Origin of the sequence: Lentzea sp. NPDC058450 (genome assembly GCF_042721395.1) — a bacterium.
GTDB lineage: Bacteria > Actinomycetota > Actinomycetes > Mycobacteriales > Pseudonocardiaceae > Lentzea.
Genome location: NZ_JBHXLO010000039.1, coordinates 56,739 through 78,733, shown reverse-complemented (window position 1 = coordinate 78,733; position 21,995 = coordinate 56,739). Strand labels below are relative to the sequence as shown.

Sequence of the window (21,995 nt, the reverse complement as noted above, 5' to 3'; positions counted from 1 at the left end):
TCTGGATAAACCCATAACCCCACTGGTTGCACACGTTCGGCAGTCGAACAGGTACTCTATGGCGTCGGCTGCCTGACAGCGAGGAAGAAATGATCCTGTTCCTGCAGATCCTGTTGATCGTCTCCAGCGTCGTGCTGGTGCTGCTCGTGCTCTTGCACCGCGGGCGCGGCGGCGGTTTGTCCTCGCTGTTCGGCGGCGGTATGCAGTCGAGTCTGTCCGGTTCCTCCGTCGTCGAGAAGAACCTCGACCGCCTGACGCTGTTCGTCGGCGCGGTCTGGGTCATCGCCATCGTGGGCATCGGACTGCTGATCAAGCTGCCCGGCGCAGCCTGATCAACCGTTCAGCGGCAGAAGCCCTTCGGGGCTTGGGGTAATCCACTTGGTGGGGGTGTAACGGTCGATGTCAGGTGGTAACGCGATTCGCGGTACCCGCGTCGGCGCAGGCCCGATGGGCGAATCGGAGCGCGGCGAGTCCGCGCCCCGCCGTCGGGTGTCGTACTGGTGCGCGAACGGTCACGAGTCCCGGCCTTCCTTCGCGGTCGACGCGGAGATCCCGGAGAACTGGGACTGCCCGCGCTGCGGCCTCCCCGCAGGTCGTGACGAGCAGACGCCACCCGCGCCTCCGCGCAACGAGCCTTACAAGACGCACCTTGCGTACGTGAAGGAGCGGCGCTCCGATGCCGATGGTGAGGCGATCCTCGAAGAGGCGCTGGCCAAGCTCCGTCGGCAGCGGGAAGAGCCGTAAGTCTGGTTCGTAGGTGTACAACGCGAAAGGCCCCCTCATCCTGCGGAGAGGGGGCCTTTCGCGTGGGCTTGCCGGGTCCGTCGCCAGTGCGGTGGTTGCGTTGGGGTGCAGAGACTTTACCGAGCCGGGTCATTTCATCGCCGCTTCGCGACGATAGAGATCGGGGCTTGACTTCGGGGCCCTTGCGAGGCGCTGGTCGGCCGGAAAAGGCCGGGCTGAAAAGCGCCCGGCCGATCCGCGAGGGGTAGCACCTCGCACCCAAAGTCAAGCCCCGATCTCTTCGCGTGCGTGGCTGAGTTGGGTCTGTACGTCACCACACCGCTTTGACGATGCGCGCGCTCGTTCGGGCTCGCCTTCGGCTTCGCGTGCCGGTGCCTTGGTCAGCGCCTGAGGCCGGAGAACTGGCGGCGGAGCATGGCGGCACCCACCAGCAGGAAGAAGAGCAGGACGACGAGGGTGCTGGTCGTGCCGCCCGACGAGCTGGAGAGGGTGACGTCGACGTTGCCCACCAGGACGATGCCGCATTCCGCGCGGACCTTGTGGCGGCCCGGTTCGATGCTCGCGAACTTCACCGGCGAGGAGAAGGCGCCGCTGTCGTCGGCCGTCGTCTTGCCCACGTCCTGACCGAGGGACTTCAGCGTGACGTTGGCGCCCTTCGGGCAGCCGGTGCCGGTGGCGGTCAGGTCGTCGCCTGGCTGGATGTTGTCCTTGTCGAGGACCAGGACGCCGTCACCGGGGCCCGTGAAGGCGTCGGTGGTGGAGGTGGAGGGCGACGACGAGTCCGTGGTGGTGGTCGTGGTCGTCGTGGTGGTGGTCGGCGGGGTCGTGGTGGTGATGACCGGGGGCTTGGTCGTCACGGGCGGGTTCGTCACCGGCGGGTTGGTGACCGGCGGCTTGGTCGTGACCACGGGCGGGGTCGTGGTGGTGACCGGCGGCGGGATGCGGACCGTGTAGTTGTTGGACGCCGAGCTCGCCTGGCACGAGGTCGGCTGCACGGTCACCCGGTGGCTGCCCTCCGTGGCGTTCCCCGGAACCGTTGCCGAACCGGAACCCGTCCCGTTGCTGCTGCCTGAGCCGCTGCCCACTACTGTCTTGCCGTCCCACAGGACCCGCACAGTGGGGAACTCGCACGTTCGGGGGAAGTAGATCCCCGTCCACGAGACCTTGAAGCCCGATCCCGGTGCGCCCACGTTCGGGCTCACCGTGAGCGCGGGGGGCTGCTGGGCCGTTGCCGGTGTGGCGCTCAGCACCGTAACACCGGCCGTAATGGCCACGAGTAAGCCTAAAGACCGCATTCCCTCTCCCCGGATCAGAACCTAAGGTGCGCTAGTGAGACGTCGCATGGCCGGTGCAGGTTTACTGCTGTTGTGCGGAATTATGCTGCTCCCTCCAGCGGCCTCGGCACAGGACGGGTCTGTGATCCTCGAGGCCGATGTGGACGGTAGGCCGGTTGGAGTAGGGACGCTGGTGCTGGACCCGGCGCAGACCGCCAAGGTGTCCATCACGGTCCGCAACAACACGAACACCGTGCAGCGCGTCAAGACCGTGCGGATCAGCGGGTCGGCGTTGGCGTTGACCTTCTTCTCTTACGACACAACGGTTCCGTTCGACGTGCCCGCCAGATCGTCGGAGACGCGGTCGTTCCCGATGGAGCCGACGGACCTCGGGGCGCAGGCGCTCGGGTTGTTGCCGGTCGAGTTCGAGGTCATCGACACGAGCCGGGAGACCATCGCGTCGGTCGAGACGACCGGGGACGTGCAGGGGTCGTTGTGGTCGGTCTACGGGGCGTTCGGGCTCGGGGTGCTCATCCTGACGGCGCTGTCGTGGGCGGGGGCGCTCATCGCGCTCGGGCGGCGGCGGTTGCCCGCGAACCGGTGGCAGCGGGCCATGCGGTTCCTGCCCGCCGGCATCGGGACGGGGCTCGTGGCGGTGATCTCGCTGTCGGTGTTGCGGCTGGTGGCGCCTTCGCCGACGGCCGAGATCCCGTTCATCGTGGGAGCGGCCGCCGCGGCGTTCGTGCTCGGGTACCTGACGCCGCATCCCGGTGAGCCCGGGCCGAAGTCCTATGTGGATCCCGATACCGTGAGGATTCAGCGGTGACTCTGTCCAGTGTGGTCGCTGCCCTGCCGCAGTACGCCGTCGGCGAGCAGATCGGCGAGGGCGGCATGGGCGTCGTCTACGGCGGTGTGCACCGGCAGCTCGGGCGGCCCGTGGCCATCAAGCGGTTGCCGCACGCGGTGGCGGAAGACCCCCGGATGAGTGAGCGGTTCGAGCACGAGGCCCGGCTGCTCGCGCGGCTCGACCACCCGCACATCGTGCCCGTGTACGACTACGTGCGGCAGCAGGGCGAGCACCTGCTCGTCATGGAACGGCTCGACGGCGGCACGGTGTGGTCGCGGTTCGCGAGCGACGGGCTGACGGCTCAGCAGTCGTGCGGGATCGTGCTGGCGGCGCTGTCCGGGCTGCATGCGGCGCACGCGGCCGGGGTGCTGCACCTCGACGTGAAGCCCAAGAACCTGCTCTTCACCTCGAACGGCCTGGTCAAGGTGGCGGACTTCGGCATCTCGCAGGTGGTGTCGGAGGGCGCGACGCTCGTGACGCACGGCGGCGCGGTGCTCGGCACGCCCGCCTACATCGCGCCCGAGCAGGCGATGGGCAACCCGCTGTCGCCCGCGGCGGACGTGTACGCGACCGGCACGATGCTCTACGAACTGCTGTGCGGCGACCTGCCGTTCGAACGCGGTGGCGGGCCCATCGCGATGATCCAGAAGCGGGTCTTCCAGGAGCCGCGGCCGTTGCCGAAGGTGCCGGAACCGCTCGCGGGCGTGGTCATGCGCAGCATCGCGCGCGAGCCGGAGGCGCGGTACCGCAACGCCGAGACGTTCGCGATCGACCTGGCGGCCGCGGCGGGCCACCTGTTCGGTCCGGACTGGCTCGTGCGGCTCAACATGCCCGTGCACCTCGCACCGCAGGTGTCGTCGTCTTCCACGCGTCCGTCGCTCAGGCCCGTGCCCGAACGTGACACCGTGACGCTCACGGGGCAGCGCATCAGGGCAACGCTGGTCGACCCCGTACCGGCCGCACGGCTGAGCGGCAGCAGCACGCTCGTGCCCGCGTCGGAGATGATCAAGCCGCCATCGACGCCGTGGGCGTTGTGGCTGGTGGCCGCCGTCGCGTTGATCGCGATGGCGATCGTGCCGTTCGTGGCGACCGGCACCCCGCCGAACACCACGATCACCACGGACCTCACCGGCCCGATCCAGGTCGAGGGCACCCAGCTGGTCGTCACGGCGGCCGGGATCCCGCTCGCGGACGTGACGCGCGGGACGGAGGGGTTCGAGCTGCCGGGCGCGGCGCGGTGGATCATCGGCGGTGTCGTGACGGCGAAGGTCGACGACAAGGAGCCGTTCCTGCTGGAGTCGAGCCAGACGCCGTGGCTGAGCCTCATGGGCACCGGGTCGGCGCTGCTGCTGCTCTTCACGTTCGCGTACCTGGAGTCGAACCTGCGGGCGTTGCGGCGCAGGCAGACGGGCGTGGCGGCGATCATCGCGTCGGTGCCGCTCGGCCTCGGGCTCGGGCTGTCGGTGTGGCTGCTCGTGTCGGTGCTGCTCAAGAACGAGCCGACGCTGTCGATCGCGCTCACCTGCGCGGTGCTCGGCGCGGCGGCGGCGCTCAGCGCGTCGCTCGCCTCTAAGCGCGTCTGACGGCCAGTTCGAACAGGTCCGCGAGCTCGCGGGCATAAGCGGAGACGTCGGTGTCCGGCCGGGTCATCAGCTCGGCCGGCGCCGCCTCCATCGCGGCCAGCACGGACACCGCCATCACGCGTGGCGCGAACTCCCGCAGCTCACCGGCCTGCTGGCCCTCGCGGAACATGTCCTCCAGCTCGGTCAGCGTGCGGGCGTTCTGCTCGTCCGCCCACGTCCGCGCGGCCTCGGCGTCCCGCGCGGCAGCCGCGATCTGGGCGATCGCGATCAGCTCCGCCGGGTGCTCGGCGCAGTAGACGACGAACCCCTCGACCAACGACCGCAGCGCGCTCACGTAGCCGTCGGCGTTCTCTGTGTGTGCGGTCAGCGCACGGTCCATCGAGTCGTGCACGGTCAGCATGACCTGCTTCATCAGTTCCCCGCGCTTGGCGAAGTGGTACGTGATGAGCCCCGGGCTGATGCCCGCACGCTGCGCGATCTGCACGAACGACGACTTCGCGTACCCGATCTCGGCGATCGTCGCGATGGTCGCGGCCACGATCTGACCGCGCCGGGCGTCCTCGATGAAGCTGCGCTTCTGGCCGCCCGGCCGATTTTCTGGTTGCATGAACAGCATCCTAGTTGCGTAACTAGTCCAGGGGGAACCATGATCAGTCGAAAGGTGTTCCTGCAGGCGGCGTTAGGTGCTGCGGCGCTGGCCAGTGTGGGTGGAACGGCCTCAGCGGCGCCCAAGAAGCGCGGCGGCGTCTGCTACGACACGGGCGTGCTGCACGCGGTGGGGGACCCGCTGAGCCGCGCGCGGTGGAGCCTTCCGCAGCTGGAACGGGAGATCGGCCTGATCGCCGACCTGCGCTGCCCGTCGATCACGGCGTTCGGCACGGACCTCGGCCGCCTCGCCGAGACGACGGACGTGGCGCTGCGCCGCGGCATCGAGGTGTTCGTGCAGCCACGCCTCTACGACCACCCGCAGGAGGAGATCCTGCAGCACATGGCCGAGGCGGCGCGCACGGCCGAACGGAAGCGGCGCGGTGGCAACGTCACGTTCGTGACCGGCTGCGAGCACTTCCTCTTCACGCCGGGCATCATCCCCGGCGACACGTTCCTGGACCGCATCGCGCACATCCCGTCGATCCCGGACAGCGAGTGGCCGCAGGTCATCAGGCGCTTCCGCGAGTTCATGGCGAAGGCCGTCGAGGTGACGCGCCGCGAGTTCCACGGCCGGATCACCTACGGCGCGGCGGCGGGCGCGGACGCCGAGTGGAACGACTGGTCGCTGTTCGACGTCGTCGGCCTCGACTACTACAACCACTTCGCGACGGACGCCGAGTACACCACCGACCTGGACAAATATCGGCGCTGGGGCAAGCCGCTGATGATCCTCGAGTACGGCTGCTGCACGTTCACCGGCGCCGCGGAGGCCGGCGGGATGGGCTGGGACATCGTCGACTGGTTCGCCGACCCGCCCGTGATCAAGCCCGGCTTCGAGCGGAACGAACGCGAGCAGGCCGACCACGTCGCCCGCATGCTGCGCGTGTTCGCCGCGCAGCCGGACGTCGAGGGATCGCACCTGTACTCGGTCATCTCACCGGACTCGCCGCACCACCCGACATGTCGCGATCGCGACTACGACATGGCGGCGTACAGCCTGTTCCGCACGATCCGCGAGCGCTTCGACGACGACAACTCGCCGTACCGCCTGGAGCCCAAGAAGTCGTACCACGCCTTCCAGCGCTTCAATCGGTGACGACGCGTTCCCTCGGGAACGTGGCCGACACCAGGAAGCCGCCGTCCTCGGTCGGTCCCGCCGAGAACTCGCCGCCGAGCAACGTGGCGCGTTCGCGCAGGCCGACCAGGCCGTGGCCTCCGCTGGGCAACGTCGACGACGGGCTGGACGCGGCGGTGTTGCGCACCTCGACCAGCACGTTGTCGTCGTACTGGGCGTCGATGAACACCGTCGCGCTGGCGCCCACGGCGTGCTTGCGGATGTTGGTCAGGGCCTCCTGCACCGTCCGGTAGACAGCGCCGGACACCGGTGCGGGCAGGTCCTCGACCGGCCCCTTGAGCTGCACGGACACCTCGAAACCGGCGTCCGCGGCCAGGTCGGACAGCTCGTCCACGCCCGGCTGGTTGCCGTCCGTGGTGCGGAGGACGGACACGAGCTGACGGAGTTCGTCGAGCGTGCGTGTGGAGAGCGTGCGGATGGTGCCGGCGACCTGCTTGTGCTCGGCGTCGACCACGGCCATGCGCAACGCACCGGCCTGCATCGCGATCAGGCTCACCTGGTGCGACACGACGTCGTGCATCTCGCGCGCGAGCTTTGCCCGTTCGTCCGCACGAATCGCGTGCGCGTGGAGTACGCGCTCTCTCTCGCGGGACTCGGCGAGTTCGGAGATGCGATCCGACAGTTCCTGCCGTGCGTGCACGAGCAGGCCGATCGCGATCGGCAGGCCCGCCACCAGGAAGCCGTAGATGGCCGAGTGGAAGTGGCCGGACGCGGGCCGGTCGATGAGCTCCTGGAACGGCCAGGCGACGAACCGGCACAGCCACACCAGCGCGGCCGCGAGACCCGTCTGCCAGCCGCCGATGTACCGGCGCGCGACCGTGTACAGGGCGATCATCGCGGCGAGCTGCGACCAGCCGACGAAGAAGCCGGGGATGGTCAGCACGAGCGTGAGGAACGGGAACCGGCGGCGCAGCACCAGCGCGCCGACCGCGACCCAGTTCAGCCACACCTGGTAGCTCTCGATCGGCGGGAGGTCCGTGATCGGATCGGCCTCGAGCCACAGTGCGTACAGCCAGACGTCGAGGACGGCGAAGAAGATCAACGCCAGGTCCGCGAGCACCTGCCGGTAGTCGCCACGGAACGGCCAGCGCGAGCCGGCCGCCCTCTCCTCCGGCCGTCTGGCCGGGAGCAGCGTCGTGGTCAGGATCCGACCTCCCCTGTGAGCCTTCCGATCCTCACCGTACTGCGCGTATGCGGCGGATGGCATTGGCTGCCCCTTTACCCCGACCTGCCCCGTCATGGGGGTAAGACGCCGCTACACGCGAATCTGTACGGCTATCGGCTCACATATGTGCTACCGCACACGCTCGTGCGAGCGCGTGCGGTAGTCACTGCACTACAGAGGGCCTACGGGCACGTCTTCCAGCTGAACTGGTAGGTCGTGTCGATCGCACCGTCCGTGGAGTCCATCGAGACGAAACTCGTCGTCGTGGCGGTGTTGGACGAGCCGGGGTAGACGCGGAGCTCGGTGTTGATGTTGAAGTTCCGCTTCTCGCCGCACGGGGAGTAGACGATCGCGGCGACCTCGGTCTGGTCGGTGGCCTGCCAGTCGTCGCTGTGCGGGCCGTTGTAGCGGTGCTGTGCGGAGTCGTTCTGCGACATGCCCTGGAAGTAGTAGTTGGCCTTCTGGATGGCGTACGCACCGCGTTCTAGGTGCGCGAACCCTCTGTAGTCGGCCTGGGCGATGCCGTAGGTGAAGCCCTGCGGCACGTTGACGCGCAGGTTGAGCTGGCAGTTCTTGCGGAAGTCGGTCGGCCGTGCGCCGACGCCGACCTGGGCCAGGTAGTCGCTGTAGGTGACGGTGAAGGCCTTGTTGTCCTCGGACACCGCGACGGCCGCCGTGCCCGCCGGGCAGCCGGAGCCGTTGACCGTGACGATGTCGATCGTGATGTGGTCGGGCGGCGGCGTCTCGTTGGGAGAGCCGGGCGGGATGATGATGGCCGAGGCCAGCAGGGCAGCGGCAACCGCGTTGAGCATGAGGCACCTTTCCAAACGCGTCTCGCAGGGAGGGGTGGCGGCGGTTGGACTTCGGTGGCGGCGGCCTTTATTGGTGAAGAATCAGCAGCGCTTCCAGCTGAAGTGATGCAGCGTGCGCACTTCTCCGCGCTGGTAGTCCATCGTCATGAAACTGTTTGTATTGGCGTCCGAGGTACCCTTGTCGACGCGCAGGGAGCTGTTGACGTTGAGATTCTTCTGCTCGCCGCACGGGGACCAGACGATCTCGGAGAACTCGGTTCGATGGGTGATCGACCAGTTGTCGTCGAACGGCCCGTTGAACGTGTGCTTCCACGTCGTGGTGGCCGATTGACCCTGGAAGTAGTAATTCACCGACTGGTAGCCGACCGCGCCGGGCTTGATGTACCCGTAGCCGCCGTAGGTCGCTTCCGCGATGCCGTAGGAGAACCCCTGCGGGACGTTGATCTGCAGGGTGAGCTGGCAGTTCTTCCGGAAGTCGGTGGCAGGAGCGCCCTTGCCGGCCTGGGCGAGGTAGTCGCTGTAGATCACCCAGAACGAGGTGTTGTCCGGTGCCACGATGACTTCTGCGGTGCCCTGCTTGCACCCGGAACCGTTCACCGTCACCACGTCGATCGTCACGCGCTCCGAAGGAATCGTCGCGGCGTGTGCGGGTGCTGACGACAATGTGAACAGCACGGCCAGAGCGGCTGCTGCCGTCGCTTTACGCATGAAGTTGGCCTTTCCTGGTGCCTCTTTCTCAGCGTGGAGCGGCAGCGGTGCCGCGAAGGTTAGCGCAGACCCTCAACCAATGGTGTGACCCAAATGGCCCAGATCACACTGATGGAGCAGTTCGTGAAGAATTACCAAAAATAGACGGTGACCTGGTGCTGAGGGAACCGATAAGTTCCGGCATACTTGCCCGCATGTCGCTGGCTGGGCTGGTGCTCGTGGTCGAGGACGAGGACCCCGTGCGGAGGTACACCGTGAGCCTGCTCGAGGAGCTGGGCTTCGCCGTGCTGCAGGCGAGTGACGGCACAGAGGCGATCGCGATCCTGCGCGAACGGTCCGCCGACGTGTGCGCGATGCTGCTCGACCACAGCATGCCGGGCCTGTCCGGCGAGGAGGTCCTCGCCGAGCTCGAACGCGAGGGCCTGACCGTGCCGGTGGTGCTGACGAGCGGGTACGACCGCACCTCGCTCGAGCGCCGGTTCGCCGGGCACGAGATCGCGGGCTACCTGCAGAAGCCGTTCCGGATCGAGACGCTCGACGAGACCGTGCGCGTCGCCGTGGCCAAGCGCGCGCAGGCCTCCTGAGGGTTCAGTCGGCGAGCACCTGCCGGACGCGTTCGAGCAGGTCGGACTCCACGTACGGCTTGGTGATCAGCACCTCGTCGTCGAGGACCTCGTCGGTCGTGTAGCCCGACATGTAGATCACCGCCGGGGCCGCGCCGGTCGAGCGCAGCAGCCTGACCAGCTCGGGGCCGCCCATCTTCGGCATCACCACGTCGGTCAGCACCAGGTCGATCGTGCTGCGGTACGCGGTGGCGAGCTGCAACGCCTCCTGGCCGTCGCCCGCCTCGATCACCGCGTAGCCCGCGGTCTCCAGCGAACGCTTCGTCATGACCCGCACCTGCGCGTCGTCCTCGACGAGCAGCACGGTGCCGACACCCTGGTGTGTGGTGGTGCGGCGCGCGCACGGCGCTTCGGGGGTGTCTGCGCGTTGCAGCGGCACGGGCAGATAGACCTCCACGGTCGTGCCCTCGCCCGGTGCGCTGATGAGTTCGATCTGGCCACCGGACTGCTGCACGATGCCGAACACCGTGGACAGGCCGAGGCCGGTGCCCTTGCCGACCGGTTTGGTCGTGAAGTACGGCTCGAACACCTGCGCCTGCACGTCCGGGTCCATGCCGCCGCCGGTGTCCTGGACGCTCAGCACGACGTACTCGCCGGGCCGGACGCCGACGATCCGGCCGGAGTCCTGGCTGCCGAGCCGCCGGTCCTCGATCGCGATCGTCAGGATGCCGCCGTCGGGCATGGCGTCGCGGGAGTTGACCGCGAGGTTGAACAGGATCTGCTCGACCTGGCCCGCGTCCGCCCAGACGTGCGCGACGCCGTCCGGCAGCTGCATGTCCAGCTCGATCTGGTCGCCGACGAGCGTGCGCAGCATCGAGTGGACCTTGGTGAGGTTCTCCTTGAGGTCCAGCGACTCCGGGTGCAGGACCTGCTGGCGGGTGAACGCGAGCAGCTGGCGAGTGAGGTTCGCGGCGCGTTCGCCGGCGTGCCTGATGTCCTCGATGGCCGTGCGCCGCGGATCGTCCTGAAGGGTGCGTCGCAGCAGCATCTCGCTGTTGCCGTTCACGACCGTGAGGATGTTGTTGAAGTCGTGCGCGATGCCACCGGTCAACCGTCCGATGGCCTCCATCTTCTGGGCGTGCCGCAGCTGCGCTTCCGTCTCGCCGACGCGTTCTTCGAGCCGCGCGCGTGCGTCCTTCAGCTCTTGCATCAGACGGATCGTGCGCAACGCACTGCTGAGTTGTTGTTGCACGGCCTCGTAGATCCAGCCGGGCTCGGGGCCCTCCTCGAAGATCACGTACCCGAGGTGGTCCTCGTCGGTGTAGAGCGGGGCCACGAGGGCGCTGAACGGCTCGTCGCGGCGGAACGGGTACGGCGTGAGGTTGATCGTGGGGAACGGGGTGGTCGGCGGCCTCTTGAGCTCGCCGTTCTCGTACCGCACGAGCACACGGGCCGTGCCGGGCGTGTCGTACGACATGACGTGACAGCCGGGGATGGCGAGGCGGGGGAGTTCCTCCGCGAGCGCGGTCGTCAGCTCGTAGACGTCCCTCGACGCGATGAGCCGTTGTCCGGTCTCACGCACCGTCTGGTCGTGACGCTCGTGCGACAGGTATTTGAAGCGTGCGTCCGTGGCGAACGCATCGCCCAGAAGCAACTGCACGCGCAACCACAGGTCGTTGATGATGGTGGCGTCACTGATGCGTGCCGTCACGAACCTGTGGAGGTCGAACAGCGGCGGCCACCACTGCGCCGGTTCGCACCCGGCGCGCGCGCTCCAGCGGATGTACTCGGCCAGCAGCTTGAGGAACTCGGCGCCTTCGACCTCGCCCCGGCCGGCGGCCATCAGCTCGACGACCAGCTGCTCGGCCCAGCCGTCCGGCAGCTTCTCGCCGGGCGGGCCGAGGGAGTCGCGCAGGTGGTCGGCCACGGTGGACGCGGTCGCCGACTCGTTGATGCTCAGCCGGTCGTGCGCGGGCGAGTGGTCACCGAGCCCGGCGGGCAGGCAGCCGCAGCTGCGGCGCACGATGAGTTCGGTCGGCATGGTCTGGCGCTGGCGCGTCGGTTCGCCCCGCACGAGCGCCACCGCGAGCTCGGCGGCCCGGATGCCCATCTCGTGGAACGGCGCTCTGACCGTGGTGAAAGCAGGGGTCGCGGCGTCGATGTTGACCTCGCGCTGCACCCGTGACGCGGGGCCGCCCGTGCTGTAGCCGAGGTCGTGCGTCCGGACGTTCGTGTGGTTGTCGTAGCCGACGACCGCGATGTCCTCCGGCGTGCGGAAGCCGAGCTTCTCCAGCACCGACACGACACCGATCGCGTAGTCGTCGTTCGCGGCGGCGATGGCGTCCGGCGGTTCCGGGGTGGTCGCGAGCATCCTCCGCACGGCCTCGGCGGCGCGGGTCGGTTCCCAGATGAACGATCCCGGCATCGTCACGAGCGACGGGTCGAACCGGATCCCGTGGTTGCGCAACGAATCCGCGTACCCGAGGAACCTCTCTCGTGCGCCCGCATGTGTTTGCGGCCCTCGGACGAACGCGATGCGCCGTTTGCCGTGCACCTCGATGAGGTGGTCCACGGCCTGACGCATGCCATCGCGGTTGTCCATCAAAATGGTTGGCCACTGGGCAAGGCTGGTTTCTACGCTCACGATGGGCATGGGCGCGTACTGCTTGACGTACTCCTCCATGCCGTCGGACCCGATGAGCTGCCCCACGCGCGTAGTCCACACCACGAGCGCATCGATGCGGTTCGGCGAAACGAGGTCGTAGACCGTGTTCGCCCGACGCTTGAGCGGGTCCGGATGCTCCAGTTCGCTGCCCACAAAACACACGAGGTCACACCCGAGCCGTTGAGCGCCGCCACTGACACCACGCCACTGCTCGCCCGCGAGCTCGATCAGCGGGCCAGCGGTGATCATCCCGATGGTGGGACGTCGCTTCGCACTGCCGTTTGCCACAAAACCCCCGCTACTCAACGCGATTGGGGATGATACGCGTTGTCGGGGGGAATGCCTGCCGCGTTACCAGGGGGATTGGTGAACCTTGAACTGGAGGGCCTGGCGTCGAACCCCGCGCTGCCCTCGTTCCTGCTGGACCGCCTGGTCCACGACGCCACCCTGGCCCCCGACCTGGCCGCCCGCGGCGACCTGACCGAGTCCCACGTGCGCACTTTGCTCTCGCACGGCTCGTCGTCCGTGGCGTACGTGTTGTTGTCCCGCCGCACGGTCGCGCCCGCCGACGTGCCACTGACCGACGAGGCAGTCGCCCTCGCCGTGACGTCCCACCCGGACGCCGACCCGTCCGTGGCCCGCGTGCTGGCCCACCACCCGGACGAGTCCGTTCGGGCAGAACTCCCGGAGTGGGCGGCCTCACTGCCCCAGGACGTGATCGCCCGCCTGGCCGCCGACACCCCACCAGTCGTCGCCGAACTGCTCCTCTTCCACGCCGTACCCGCATCCCTGGCTTCAGCGCTGAGCGACCACCCGTCTCCCGAAGTGCGCGCCGCCCTGGCCCGCAGCCCGCACACCCCCGCCGAAGTCCTCACGTCGCTGAGCCCGGAACCCCTGGCCCGCGAACTGGCCTCGAACCCGGCCACCCCACCGTCCCTGGCGGCAGACCTGCTGCCCTGGCACGCATCCCGCTACTACCTGGCCTCCCGCACCGACCTGCCGGAGTCCGCCTACGCCGCGCTGGCGTCGGAACTGGAACCGGGCATCCTCGCCAACCTCGCCGCGAACCCGGCCGTCCCGGTACCGATCCTGCGCTCCCTGGCCGAAACCCCGACCCTGCGCGGCGCCGTCCTGCACAACCCCGCGATCCCACTGGACCTGCTGGTGGAACTGGCCCCGGTGGCGCGAACCGGCGCGAACCTGGTGCCCCGCATCGAGTCCGCTACTCCTGCGGAACTGGAATCGCTGGCCGGCTCACCCGTCGAGCAGGTGCGGATGATGGTCGCCTCCGTGGTCGCCGGGCGTCCAGGTGTGGTGCTGGAGGACCTGGTGGCGAGGCACGGGCCGTGGCTGTACCCGAGGGCGGCCGCGAATCCTTTGTGCACACCGGAGTTGTTGCACCACATGGCTTCGCACGCGGATTCGGCGGCGACCTACCGTGCGGTGGCCCGGCATCCGGCCGCTGCTGGCGAGACGTTGTTGTTGTGCTTGGGGGATGCGCGGGCACGGCACTTCGCGGCGGCGCACCCGAACCTGCCCGAGGGCACGATCATGGAGCTGTTGGGGAGCGAGTTCACGGCCGGGGCCGCCGCGGCGAACCCGTCGTTGCCGTTGTACGCCATGGAACACCTGGTGGGTGGCGGCGGCTACACCGTGCTCATCGGCTAGCTGTACTGACCCGAGACGTTGCGAACGGTCCGACAGGTGATCGGATGACCTTGGAATCAGGGATGGCCTCCGGGTTCGGTGTGGATTGCGACATCTGCACCGGCCACCCAAGAGACCCTCGATCACTCACGCTAACGCACCACTGACCGAGTTGGGCCGGCTGCGCCTGGCTTGGGGTGTCGTCGACCTGAACCCGTCGACCGTGCATCGGGTCCTGCGCCGGGACCGGCTGGCCGGCTGCGGCGCCTGGACCCGAGCCAACGGCCAGTCGATCCGCCGCTACGAACACGCCGCCCCGGCGATCTTGCACACGTCGACATCAAGAAGCTGGGCAACATCCCCGTTGGCGGCGGCCACAAAGTCCACGGCCGGACGATCGGCACACGCAACAGCTCCGCCCACCGTGATCCAGCCCGGCCGCACACGAACAGCAGCCGCGCAGACCTCGGCCACAGCTACCTGCACAACGCCGTCGACGACCACAGCCGCCTGGCCTACGCCGAGATCCTCACCGACGAGACCAGGGAACCGCCACGCGTTCTGGTCCCGCGCGCAGACGTTCTTTCACACCAACGGGATCACCTAACGCATCCGGCCACGCCGGCCGCCAAACAATGGCAAAGTCGAATGCCCGCCCGCCGCGTTCCTAACGTCTCGGGTCAGTACAGCTAGCGCGTTCGGCTCAGTCCCACCACTTGATGAGGTTCGTCTGCTCCTTGCGGAGCTCGTACCCGTTGGCGGCGTAGAACTTCCGCGCGCCCACCCGGTTATGGCCTGTCACCAGCCGGACGCCACTCGCCCCGTCGGCCCGCGCCTACTCCTCGCCCGCGGCCAGCAGGGCTCTGCCGACACCCCTGCCCTGGTGCGCGGGCGCGGTGGCGAGGGTGATGAGGTTCTTCAGCGGGCGGTGGTAGGTGTTCTCGTAGTCGCTGAGCTGGATGTAGCCGCACACGACATCGACGTCCTCGGCCACCAGCAGTTTTATGTTGGGTGCCTTGATGATGCGGTCCAGTTGCGCCTGTGTGTCTGCCAGCGGGAAGTCGTAGGCCAGGGCCTCGCGGTTGATGCGGTGGATGGCCGGCGCGTCCTCGGCCCGCGCCTCGCGGATGTGCACGTGGTCCCCCCAATGCGGTTCGCCGTCCAGCCAACCACATTGGGCGGGACGGGCGACTCGGCTGGACACAAACGGGCGGGCGCTGACAGGCTCGTCCGCGCGAGGTGATGGCCCGTGCGCGCTGCCCGACGACGCTTCGACATCTCCGCCCTGACCGAGTTGCTGCTCGGCGTTCCCACGGTGCTGAGCAGCCTGCTGATCATCGCGCTCATCGGCAGGGCCGTGACGCCCCAGGCACTCTGGCTGCTGCCGGCCGTGTGGTTCGCCTCGGGGGCTGTCGTGTTCGTGCCGGCCGTCGACAAGGTGCTGGCTGTTCTCGCGCACCGGCTGAGGAAGCCGACCCGGACCGAGAGCGCTGTGCTGGAACCGATTCTCAACGAGGTGTGCGGGGCGGCGGGGGTGGAGCCGCGGCGGTACTGGTTGCGGGTGCAGAACTCCAAGGAGATCAACGCCATGGCGGTCGGCGGGCACGTGGTGGGGGTGTCGACGGCGGCCATGCAGTTGCCGCCCGACCAGTTGGAGGCCGTGCTGGCGCATGAGCTCGGGCACCACCTGGCCGGGCACACCAAGATCTCGTTGCTCCGGTGGTGGTACGAGCTGCCGGCGCGGATCACGATCGGTGCGGTGCTCATGGTCGGGCTGGGGATCTACGTGGCCGGCCACAAGCTGGGGACGCCCACCGCCAGAGTGGTGAGCGTCGTGCTGGTCCTCGCGCTTGCGGTGGCTGCTATCGCGATGAGTCCGTGGGTGTTGTTGGTGCCCGTTATCGCGCCGTTGATGGCGTTGCAGTCGCGGCGGGCCGAGTTGCACGCGGATCGCGTCGCGGCCGAGATGGGGTACGGGCCGTTGCTCTTGGAGGTGCTGCAACGGTGGGTCAGGCAAGGGCACGACCTGCACCGGGCGCGCGCCGGGCTGAGGGCGCGGATGCTGGCTTCGCATCCGTCGTGCGCGCAGCGGATCAGCCGGTTGCGCGGCAAATAGGAAAAGGCCCCGGCCGAAGCCGGGGCCTTGAACCGGGAAACCTCAAGCCAGGGAAGGCTTGAACAGGGCCGGAACCGCTGAGGCGGCTGACGTGTCCAGCAGCCACAGGGTGCGGCTACGGCCGACAGCGCCCGCCGCCGGCAACGCGACCTCGTCGGCGCCGTCGAGTGCCGACGCGACGGCTTCCGCCTTCGCCTCGCCGGTGGTCATCAGCCAGACCTCCTGGGCCGCGCGGACCGACGCCAGGGTCAGGGACACGCGGGTCGGCGGCGGCTTCGGGCAGTCGCGCACGGCCACGACCGTGCGCTCCTTCTCGTGCACCGCGGGGGAGTCCGGGAAGACCGAGGCCACGTGGCCCTCCTCGCCGACGCCCAGCATGCAGACGTCGAAGGCGGGCACGTCCTCGGTACCGGCCAGTGTTGCCAGCAACGCCGCGTAGGCCGAAGCGGCCGCCTCCGGGTCGTCGCCGTACTTGCCGTCCGACGGCTCCATCACGTGCACGCGGGACGGGTCCAGCGGCACGTGGTCCAGCAGAGCGGCGCGGGCCTGCGTCTCGTTGCGGTCGGCGTGACCCGACGGCAGGAAACGCTCGTCGCCCCAGAACAGGTCCACCCGCGACCAGTCCACCGCGTCGCGCGCGGCACTGCGGTTCAGGTGGTCCAGGACGGCGGTGCCGGTGCGGCCGCCGGTGAGCACGACCGACGCGAAGCCGCGAGCGGCCTGCGCGTCGACGATGCGGGTCACCAGGCGGGCCGCCGCGGCGGCGGCCAGGAGGTCGCCGTCGCGGTGGACCACTACTTCGGGATTGCTCACGAACCAGCCTTCGCCTTCGACTTCTTCGGCGCCGCGGTGCCGTTCGACTCAGCGACGGGAGCGGCGTCCTCCTTGCCGGAAGCGGACGGAACCCGGCCCTTCGTGACCTTCGCGAGCGACTTCAACGCCGCCGCGTAGACCTCGTCCGGGTCGAGCCGGCGCAGTTCCTCGGCGAGGCAGTCACGCACCGAACGACGCTGCAACGCCACGCGCCGCTCCGGCTGGCCGGGCTGCGAGAGCGTGCCCACCTTGCCGTCCGGGCGCAGCAGGTCGACGTCGCCGGAGGGACGGGCGAGCCGCACCTCCACGATGCCCTCACCCGACGTCGCCTTGAAGCGCTTGGCCGGCACCTTCAAACGGTCGGTCAGCCACGCCGCGAGCAGGTCCGTGGACGGCGAGTCGGCCTCGCCGGTCACCTCCGCCTCGGTGACCTTCTCGTACGGCGGAAGGTCCAAAGAGGACGCGAGCATGGCGCGCCACAACGTCAGACGCGTCCACGCCAGGTCCGTGTCGCCCGGCGCGTAGTGGGCGCGCCGGGTCTCCAGGGCCTTGATCGGGTTCTTCTCGGCCGCGGCGTCGGTGATGCGACGCTGTGCCAGAGCACCGATCGGGTCCTTCGACGGCGAGACGGGAGCGTCGAACGGCCACCACGCCACGACCGGGGTGTCCGGCAGCAGCAACGGCATGACGCACGAGGCGCCTTCCTTGGCCAGTTCCCCGTAAAGACGAAGAACAACGACCTCGGAAGCACCCGCGTCACCGCCGACGCGGATCTGCGCGTCCAGGCGGGGAGCCGCCTGACGAGCGCCGCGGGCCACGACGATCACGCGACAGGGGTGCTCGCGCGAAGCGTCGTTCGCCGCGTCGATCGCGGCGTCGGTGCGCTGGCCGTCCTCGGTCACGATCACGAGGGTCAGCACGCGCCCGAGGGTCGTCGCACCGCCTTCGTCGCGCAGCCGGACCAGCCGCGAGTTGATCTGGGAGGTGGTGGTCGAGGGCAGGTCGATGATCACGGACGCCTCCAGTGCCTTCCGGTGCGAGCGGTCATCGCGTCCGCCGACGGCGGGCCCCACGTACCGGCCTTGTACTTCTCCAGAGCGGGCTCGTCCTTGCGCGCCCAGAACTCCAGGACCGGGTCGAGGATCTCCCAGGACAGCTCGACCTCGTCGTTCTTCGGGAACAGCGACGGCTCCCCGAGCAGCACGTCGAGCAGCAGCCGCTCGTAGGCCTCCGGCGACGACTCGGTGAACGAGTGGCCGTAGCCGAAGTCCATCGTGACGTCGCGGACTTCCATCGTGTTGCCCGGCACCTTCGACCCGAACCGGATCGTCACGCCCTCGTCCGGCTGAACCCGGACCACCAGGGCGTTCTGGCCCAGCTCCTCGGTCGCCGTGTCGTCGAACGGCAGGTGCGGCGCCCGCTTGAACACCACGGCCACCTCGGTGACGCGACGGCCCAGGCGCTTGCCGGTGCGCAGGTAGAACGGCACCCCGGCCCAGCGACGCGTGTTGACCTCACACGTGATCGCACCGAACGTCTCGGTCTTCGACTCGGGCGAGAAACCGCCCTCCTCCAGCAGACCCGGGACCTTCTGACCGCCCTGCCAGCCACCCGTGTACTGACCGCGCGAGGTGGTCTCCTCGAACGGCTCCGCGGGACGCGTGGCCGAGAGGATCTTCACCTTCTCCGCGCGCAGGTCGGCCGGCTTGAAGGAGACGGGCTCCTCCATCGCGATCAGCGCGAGCAGTTGCAGCAGGTGGTTCTGGATCACGTCCCGCGTGGCGCCGATGCCGTCGTAGTACCCCGCGCGGCCACCGAGGCCGATGTCCTCGGCCATGGTGATCTGCACGTGGTCGACGTAGTTCGAGTTCCAGATGGGTTCGTACAGCTGGTTCGCGAACCGCAGCGCCAGGATGTTCTGCACGGTCTCCTTGCCGAGGTAGTGGTCGATGCGGAACACCGACTCCTCGGGGAAGACCTCGTTGACCGTCTTGTTCAGCTCCTTGGCCGACTTCAGGTCGTGGCCGAACGGCTTCTCGATGACGACGCGGCGCCACTGGTCGGGCGAGGTCTGGGCGAGGCCCGCGCGCTTGAGCTGGTTGACCACCGTCGGGAACGCGCCCGGCGGGATCGACAGGTAGAACGCGTGGTTGCCGCCCGTGCCGCGCTCGGCGTCCAGGGCGGCCAGGCACGAGGCCAGGTTGTCGAACGACTGGTCGTCGTCGAACGTGCCCTGCACGAACCGGATGCCTTCGGCGAGCTGCTGCCACACGGCCTCGTTGAACGGCGTGCGCGCGTGCTCCTTGACGGCGTCGTGGACGACCTTCATGAAGTCCTGGTCGGCCCAGTCGCGGCGGGCGAACCCGACGAGACCGAAGCCCGGCGGCAGCAGACCCCGGTTCGCGAGGTCGTAGATCGCCGGCATGAGCTTCTTGCGCGAGAGGTCACCGGTGACACCGAAGATGACCAGCGCGCTCGGGCCCGCGATGCGGGGCATGCGCTTGTCGCGCGCGTCCCGCAGCGGGTTGTTCCACTTGGCGGAAGTGGTCACGAGCCGTCCTCCTGGACTGCCTCGACGAGCTGGGCCAGTCCGGCGATGCGGTCTTCGAGGTGAAGACGCAGCACCGGGCGACCGTGTTCGGCCAGGACCTGACCGTCGCCGAGCGCCTGCGCGAGCTGCAGCTGCGCCAGCGTGTAGGGACGGCCGGGCACCTCCAGGTCGTCACCGGACTCGCCGGTGATCTGGATGAACACGCCGTTCTGGTGACCGCCCTTGTGGTACTGGCCGGTCGAGTGCAGGAAGCGCGGACCCCAGCCGAACGTGGTCTGCAGGTGCGTCCTCTTCGCGATCTCCGCACGGAGCAGCTCGAACGACGCGTCGTCGATCCTGTCCAAGTACGCCTGAACGGAGATGTAGCCGAACTCGGGCGCCACTTCAACGATCGCCGCAAGCGCTTCCGCGACCGTGTGGACCTTGCGCGGGGCCCAGTCAGTGCCGTGCCCCTGCACCGGGCCGTCCACAAAGGACGGAACGGTCGCGGCGACGGCCGGAGCGTCGAGCAGCGCGCGGGAGGCCTTCTTCGCGGCCTCGACGTCGGGCTGGTCGAACGGGTTGATCCCGAGCACCCGGCCGGCGAACGCGGTCGCGTACTCCCACAGCAGGAACTGCGCGCCGAGCTTGCCCTCGACCGCGAGCGTGGCCGACCCGGTGGCCGGTCCGATCGCGACGGTGGTGGCGTCCGAACGTGCGTTCACGAAGCCCTCGGCACCCGGACCCTCGACGACGACCGGCAGCAGGCCGGTGCCGTTCTTGCCGGTCGACTCGGCGATGAGCTGCTCGGCCCAGTCGCCGAAGCCCTTGATGCCCGAACCGGTGTCGGCGAAGACGATCTTCTCGGCACCGTTGGCGTGGGCGGCGCCGAAGACCGCGGCGAGCACGACGGCGGGGTTCTCGACGTTGTCCTGCGACACCAGCTTCGCGACCTCGGCCGCGTCGTCCAGCAGCGACTCGACGTCGGCACCGGCGAGGTACGACGGCACCAGGCCGAACGCGGTCAGCGCCGAGTAGCGGCCACCGACGTTCGGGTCGGCCAGGAACACCTTGCGGTAGCCCGCGGCCTCGGACGCCTGCTGCAACGGCGAGCCGGGGTCGGTGACGACCACGATGCGCGACGCGGCGTCGATGCCCGCGTCGGTGAAAGCCTTCTCGAAGATCCGGCGGTGGCTGTCGGTCTCGACAGTGCCACCGGACTTGGACGACACCACGATCACCGTGCGCTCGAGGTCACCAGCGAGAGCGTCGGCGACCTGGGCGGGATCGGTGGTGTCCAGCACGACCAGCGGGACACCCGCGGTGCGCGTGATGACTTCGGGGGCCAGCGACGAGCCACCCATTCCGGCGAGGACGACGCGGTCGACGCCCTCCGCGTGCAGTTCGGAGCGCAGTGCCACGAGATCCGGGAGCAGCGCCCGGGAGGTCTCGTGCAACGTCGTCCACGACAGGCGGATGCTCGCCTCGGACTCGGCTTCCGGCCCCCACAGGGTCGGGTCCTGCGCGGTCAGCTTGCTCGGCACCGAATCCGCGACCAGGTCAGCAGCGATGATGCTGACCTGGTCGGCGTTCGGTGACCTCACGATTTCGACGGAGGTCACTTCGTGATCAGCCCTTCAGTTGAGCCAGTTGGTTCGTCACCGTCTCGAGCAACTCTTCCCAGGACTTCTCGAACTTCTCGACACCCTCGGTCTCGAGGACCTGGAACACGTCCACGAGGTCGATTCCCACGGCGGCGAGCTGGTCGAACACCTCCTGGCCCTGCGCGGCGCGGCCGGTGACCGTGTCACCGTCGATCTTGCCGCCATCCGCCACGGCGTGCAGCGTCTTCTCCGGCATCGTGTTCACGACGTCGGCGACGACGAGCTGGTCGACGTAGAGGGTGGGGGAGTAGCTCGGGTCCTTCACGCCGGTCGACGCCCACAGTGGACGCTGCGCGTGCGCGCCGTCCGCCTGGAGAGCTTCCCAGCGCTCACCCTGGAAAATCTTCTCGAACGCGCCGTACGCGATGTACGCGTTGGCGAGAGCGGCCTTGCCCTTGAGCGCGGTCGCCTCGTCCGTGCCGATCGCGCCCAGGCGCTTGTCGATCTCGGTGTCCACCCGGGACACGAAGAACGACGCGACCGAGTGGATCGACCGCAGGTCGTGGCCGTTCGCCTTGGCCTGCTCGAGGCCCGCGACGTACGCCTCCATGACCTTCTCGTACCGCTCGGTGGAGAAGATCAGCGTCACGTTGACGGAGATGCCCTCGGCGATCGTCTTCGTGATCGCCGGCAGGCCCGCCTCGGTGGCCGGGATCTTCACCAGCAGGTTCGGCCGGTCCACGGTCTTCCACAGGTCCTGCGCCTCGGCCACGGTCTTGTCCGTGTCGAACGCCAGGCGCGGGTCGACCTCGATGGAGACGCGGCCGTCCACACCACCGGTCGAGTTGTAGATCTCGCGGAACTTGTCGCACGCGTTGCGCACGTCCGTCGTGGTGACCTCGCGGATGGTCGCCTCGGTGTCCGCGCCGCGGCTCGCGAGCTCACGCATCTGCTCGTCGTAGGACTCGCCCTTCGACAGGGCGCCCGCGAAGATCGTCGGGTTCGTCGTGACACCGACGACGTTCCAGTCGCGGATCAGCTCGTCGAGGTTGCCGCTCGTGAGGCGCTCACGGGACAGGTCGTCGAGCCAGATGGAAACGCCGGCGCCGGAAAGTGCGTCGAGGTTGGCCTTGCTCACTGG

20 protein-coding genes and 1 pseudogene are annotated in these 21,995 nt (G+C 68.7%); 9 read left to right on the top strand and 12 right to left on the bottom strand.

The window, feature by feature from the left end; all coding sequences use genetic code 11:
• Positions 1-89 precede the first annotated feature (89 nt).
• The gene (gene secG, locus ACFWNN_RS39795) at positions 90-332 is read left to right on the top strand and encodes a preprotein translocase subunit SecG (RefSeq protein WP_285641251.1); all 243 of its coding nucleotides are present in this window, start codon (positions 90-92) and stop codon (positions 330-332) included.
• A 67-nt stretch (positions 333-399) separates the two neighbouring features.
• Positions 400-744, top strand: a complete 345-nt coding sequence (locus ACFWNN_RS39790; RefSeq protein ID WP_053738343.1) for an RNA polymerase-binding protein RbpA — start codon at positions 400-402, stop codon at positions 742-744.
• A gap of 380 nt (positions 745-1,124) precedes the next feature.
• Here the strand turns inward: ACFWNN_RS39790 and ACFWNN_RS39785 are convergent, their stop codons facing one another.
• On the bottom strand, positions 1,125-1,994 hold the full coding sequence (locus ACFWNN_RS39785) for a hypothetical protein (RefSeq protein WP_382445138.1): 870 nt from the start codon (positions 1,992-1,994) through the stop codon (positions 1,125-1,127).
• 217 nt (positions 1,995-2,211) lie between these two features.
• Between ACFWNN_RS39785 and ACFWNN_RS39780 the strand changes: the two genes are divergently transcribed.
• Both ACFWNN_RS39780 and ACFWNN_RS39775 read left to right on the top strand, forming a co-directional pair.
• Positions 2,212-2,844, top strand: coding sequence for a hypothetical protein (locus tag ACFWNN_RS39780; protein WP_382445137.1), 633 nt, complete (start codon positions 2,212-2,214; stop codon positions 2,842-2,844).
• Entirely contained in the window at positions 2,841-4,448 is a 1,608-nt protein-coding gene (locus tag ACFWNN_RS39775) for a serine/threonine-protein kinase (protein WP_382445136.1), read from the top strand. The genes ACFWNN_RS39780 and ACFWNN_RS39775 overlap by 4 nt, the downstream gene beginning before the upstream one ends.
• On the opposite strand, the gene ACFWNN_RS39770 is transcribed toward ACFWNN_RS39775, so the two are convergent.
• Positions 4,435-5,055, bottom strand: a complete 621-nt coding sequence (locus tag ACFWNN_RS39770) for a TetR/AcrR family transcriptional regulator (RefSeq protein ID WP_382445135.1) — start codon at positions 5,053-5,055, stop codon at positions 4,435-4,437. The two genes, ACFWNN_RS39775 and ACFWNN_RS39770, sit on opposite strands and share 14 nt — an antisense overlap.
• A gap of 39 nt (positions 5,056-5,094) precedes the next feature.
• Here ACFWNN_RS39770 and ACFWNN_RS39765 point away from each other — a divergent pair, with 39 nt between their 5' ends.
• Positions 5,095-6,192 (top strand): glycoside hydrolase family 113, encoded by a 1,098-nt coding sequence (locus ACFWNN_RS39765; RefSeq protein WP_382445134.1) that lies wholly within the window; start codon positions 5,095-5,097, stop codon positions 6,190-6,192.
• Here ACFWNN_RS39765 and ACFWNN_RS39760 read toward each other — a convergent pair.
• The 3 genes from ACFWNN_RS39760 to ACFWNN_RS39750 form a co-directional block, all read right to left on the bottom strand.
• On the bottom strand, positions 6,182-7,438 hold the full coding sequence (locus ACFWNN_RS39760; protein WP_382445133.1) for a sensor histidine kinase: 1,257 nt from the start codon (positions 7,436-7,438) through the stop codon (positions 6,182-6,184). The two genes, ACFWNN_RS39765 and ACFWNN_RS39760, sit on opposite strands and share 11 nt — an antisense overlap.
• Before the next feature lie 140 nt (positions 7,439-7,578).
• Positions 7,579-8,208 (bottom strand): DUF4360 domain-containing protein, encoded by a 630-nt coding sequence (locus tag ACFWNN_RS39755; protein ID WP_382445132.1) that lies wholly within the window; start codon positions 8,206-8,208, stop codon positions 7,579-7,581.
• A gap of 81 nt (positions 8,209-8,289) precedes the next feature.
• Positions 8,290-8,916: a DUF4360 domain-containing protein gene (locus tag ACFWNN_RS39750; RefSeq protein WP_382445131.1), complete on the bottom strand. Its 627-nt coding sequence runs from the start codon at positions 8,914-8,916 to the stop codon at positions 8,290-8,292.
• A gap of 194 nt (positions 8,917-9,110) precedes the next feature.
• Here ACFWNN_RS39750 and ACFWNN_RS39745 point away from each other — a divergent pair, with 194 nt between their 5' ends.
• Positions 9,111-9,500 (top strand): response regulator, encoded by a 390-nt coding sequence (locus tag ACFWNN_RS39745; protein ID WP_382445130.1) that lies wholly within the window; start codon positions 9,111-9,113, stop codon positions 9,498-9,500.
• A gap of 4 nt (positions 9,501-9,504) precedes the next feature.
• On the opposite strand, the gene ACFWNN_RS39740 is transcribed toward ACFWNN_RS39745, so the two are convergent.
• The gene (locus tag ACFWNN_RS39740) at positions 9,505-12,393 is read right to left on the bottom strand and encodes a substrate-binding domain-containing protein (RefSeq protein ID WP_382445129.1); all 2,889 of its coding nucleotides are present in this window, start codon (positions 12,391-12,393) and stop codon (positions 9,505-9,507) included.
• Between the two features lie 117 nt (positions 12,394-12,510).
• Between ACFWNN_RS39740 and ACFWNN_RS39735 the strand changes: the two genes are divergently transcribed.
• On the top strand, positions 12,511-13,812 hold the full coding sequence (locus ACFWNN_RS39735; RefSeq protein ID WP_382445128.1) for a hypothetical protein: 1,302 nt from the start codon (positions 12,511-12,513) through the stop codon (positions 13,810-13,812).
• 196 nt (positions 13,813-14,008) lie between these two features.
• Positions 14,009-14,395: pseudogene (locus ACFWNN_RS39730) on the top strand (IS481 family transposase); the annotation flags it as partial.
• A gap of 231 nt (positions 14,396-14,626) precedes the next feature.
• Here the strand turns inward: ACFWNN_RS39730 and ACFWNN_RS39725 are convergent.
• Positions 14,627-14,926: a GNAT family N-acetyltransferase gene (locus ACFWNN_RS39725; protein WP_382445127.1), complete on the bottom strand. Its 300-nt coding sequence runs from the start codon at positions 14,924-14,926 to the stop codon at positions 14,627-14,629.
• Positions 14,927-15,040: 114 nt separating this feature from the next.
• Here ACFWNN_RS39725 and ACFWNN_RS39720 point away from each other — a divergent pair, with 114 nt between their 5' ends.
• Positions 15,041-15,907: a M48 family metalloprotease gene (locus ACFWNN_RS39720; protein WP_382445126.1), complete on the top strand. Its 867-nt coding sequence runs from the start codon at positions 15,041-15,043 to the stop codon at positions 15,905-15,907.
• A gap of 42 nt (positions 15,908-15,949) precedes the next feature.
• Here the strand turns inward: ACFWNN_RS39720 and pgl are convergent, their stop codons facing one another.
• The 5 genes from pgl to tal are packed head-to-tail and all read right to left on the bottom strand — an operon-like array spanning position 15,950 to position 21,992.
• On the bottom strand, positions 15,950-16,720 hold the full coding sequence (gene pgl, locus ACFWNN_RS39715; protein ID WP_382445125.1) for a 6-phosphogluconolactonase: 771 nt from the start codon (positions 16,718-16,720) through the stop codon (positions 15,950-15,952).
• Entirely contained in the window at positions 16,717-17,733 is a 1,017-nt protein-coding gene (opcA, locus tag ACFWNN_RS39710) for a glucose-6-phosphate dehydrogenase assembly protein OpcA (protein ID WP_382445124.1), read from the bottom strand. Before opcA ends, pgl begins: the two co-directional genes overlap by 4 nt.
• Entirely contained in the window at positions 17,730-19,217 is a 1,488-nt protein-coding gene (gene zwf, locus ACFWNN_RS39705; protein ID WP_382445154.1) for a glucose-6-phosphate dehydrogenase, read from the bottom strand. The genes opcA and zwf overlap by 4 nt, the downstream gene beginning before the upstream one ends.
• 50 nt (positions 19,218-19,267) lie before the next feature.
• A complete protein-coding gene (locus tag ACFWNN_RS39700) occupies positions 19,268-20,854 on the bottom strand; it encodes a glucose-6-phosphate isomerase (protein WP_382445123.1) in 1,587 nt (528 codons plus the stop codon).
• A gap of 25 nt (positions 20,855-20,879) precedes the next feature.
• Complete coding sequence (gene tal / locus ACFWNN_RS39695; RefSeq protein WP_382445122.1) at positions 20,880-21,992, bottom strand: transaldolase; 1,113 nt, start codon at positions 21,990-21,992, stop codon at positions 20,880-20,882.
• Between the last annotated feature and the right edge of the window lie 3 nt (positions 21,993-21,995).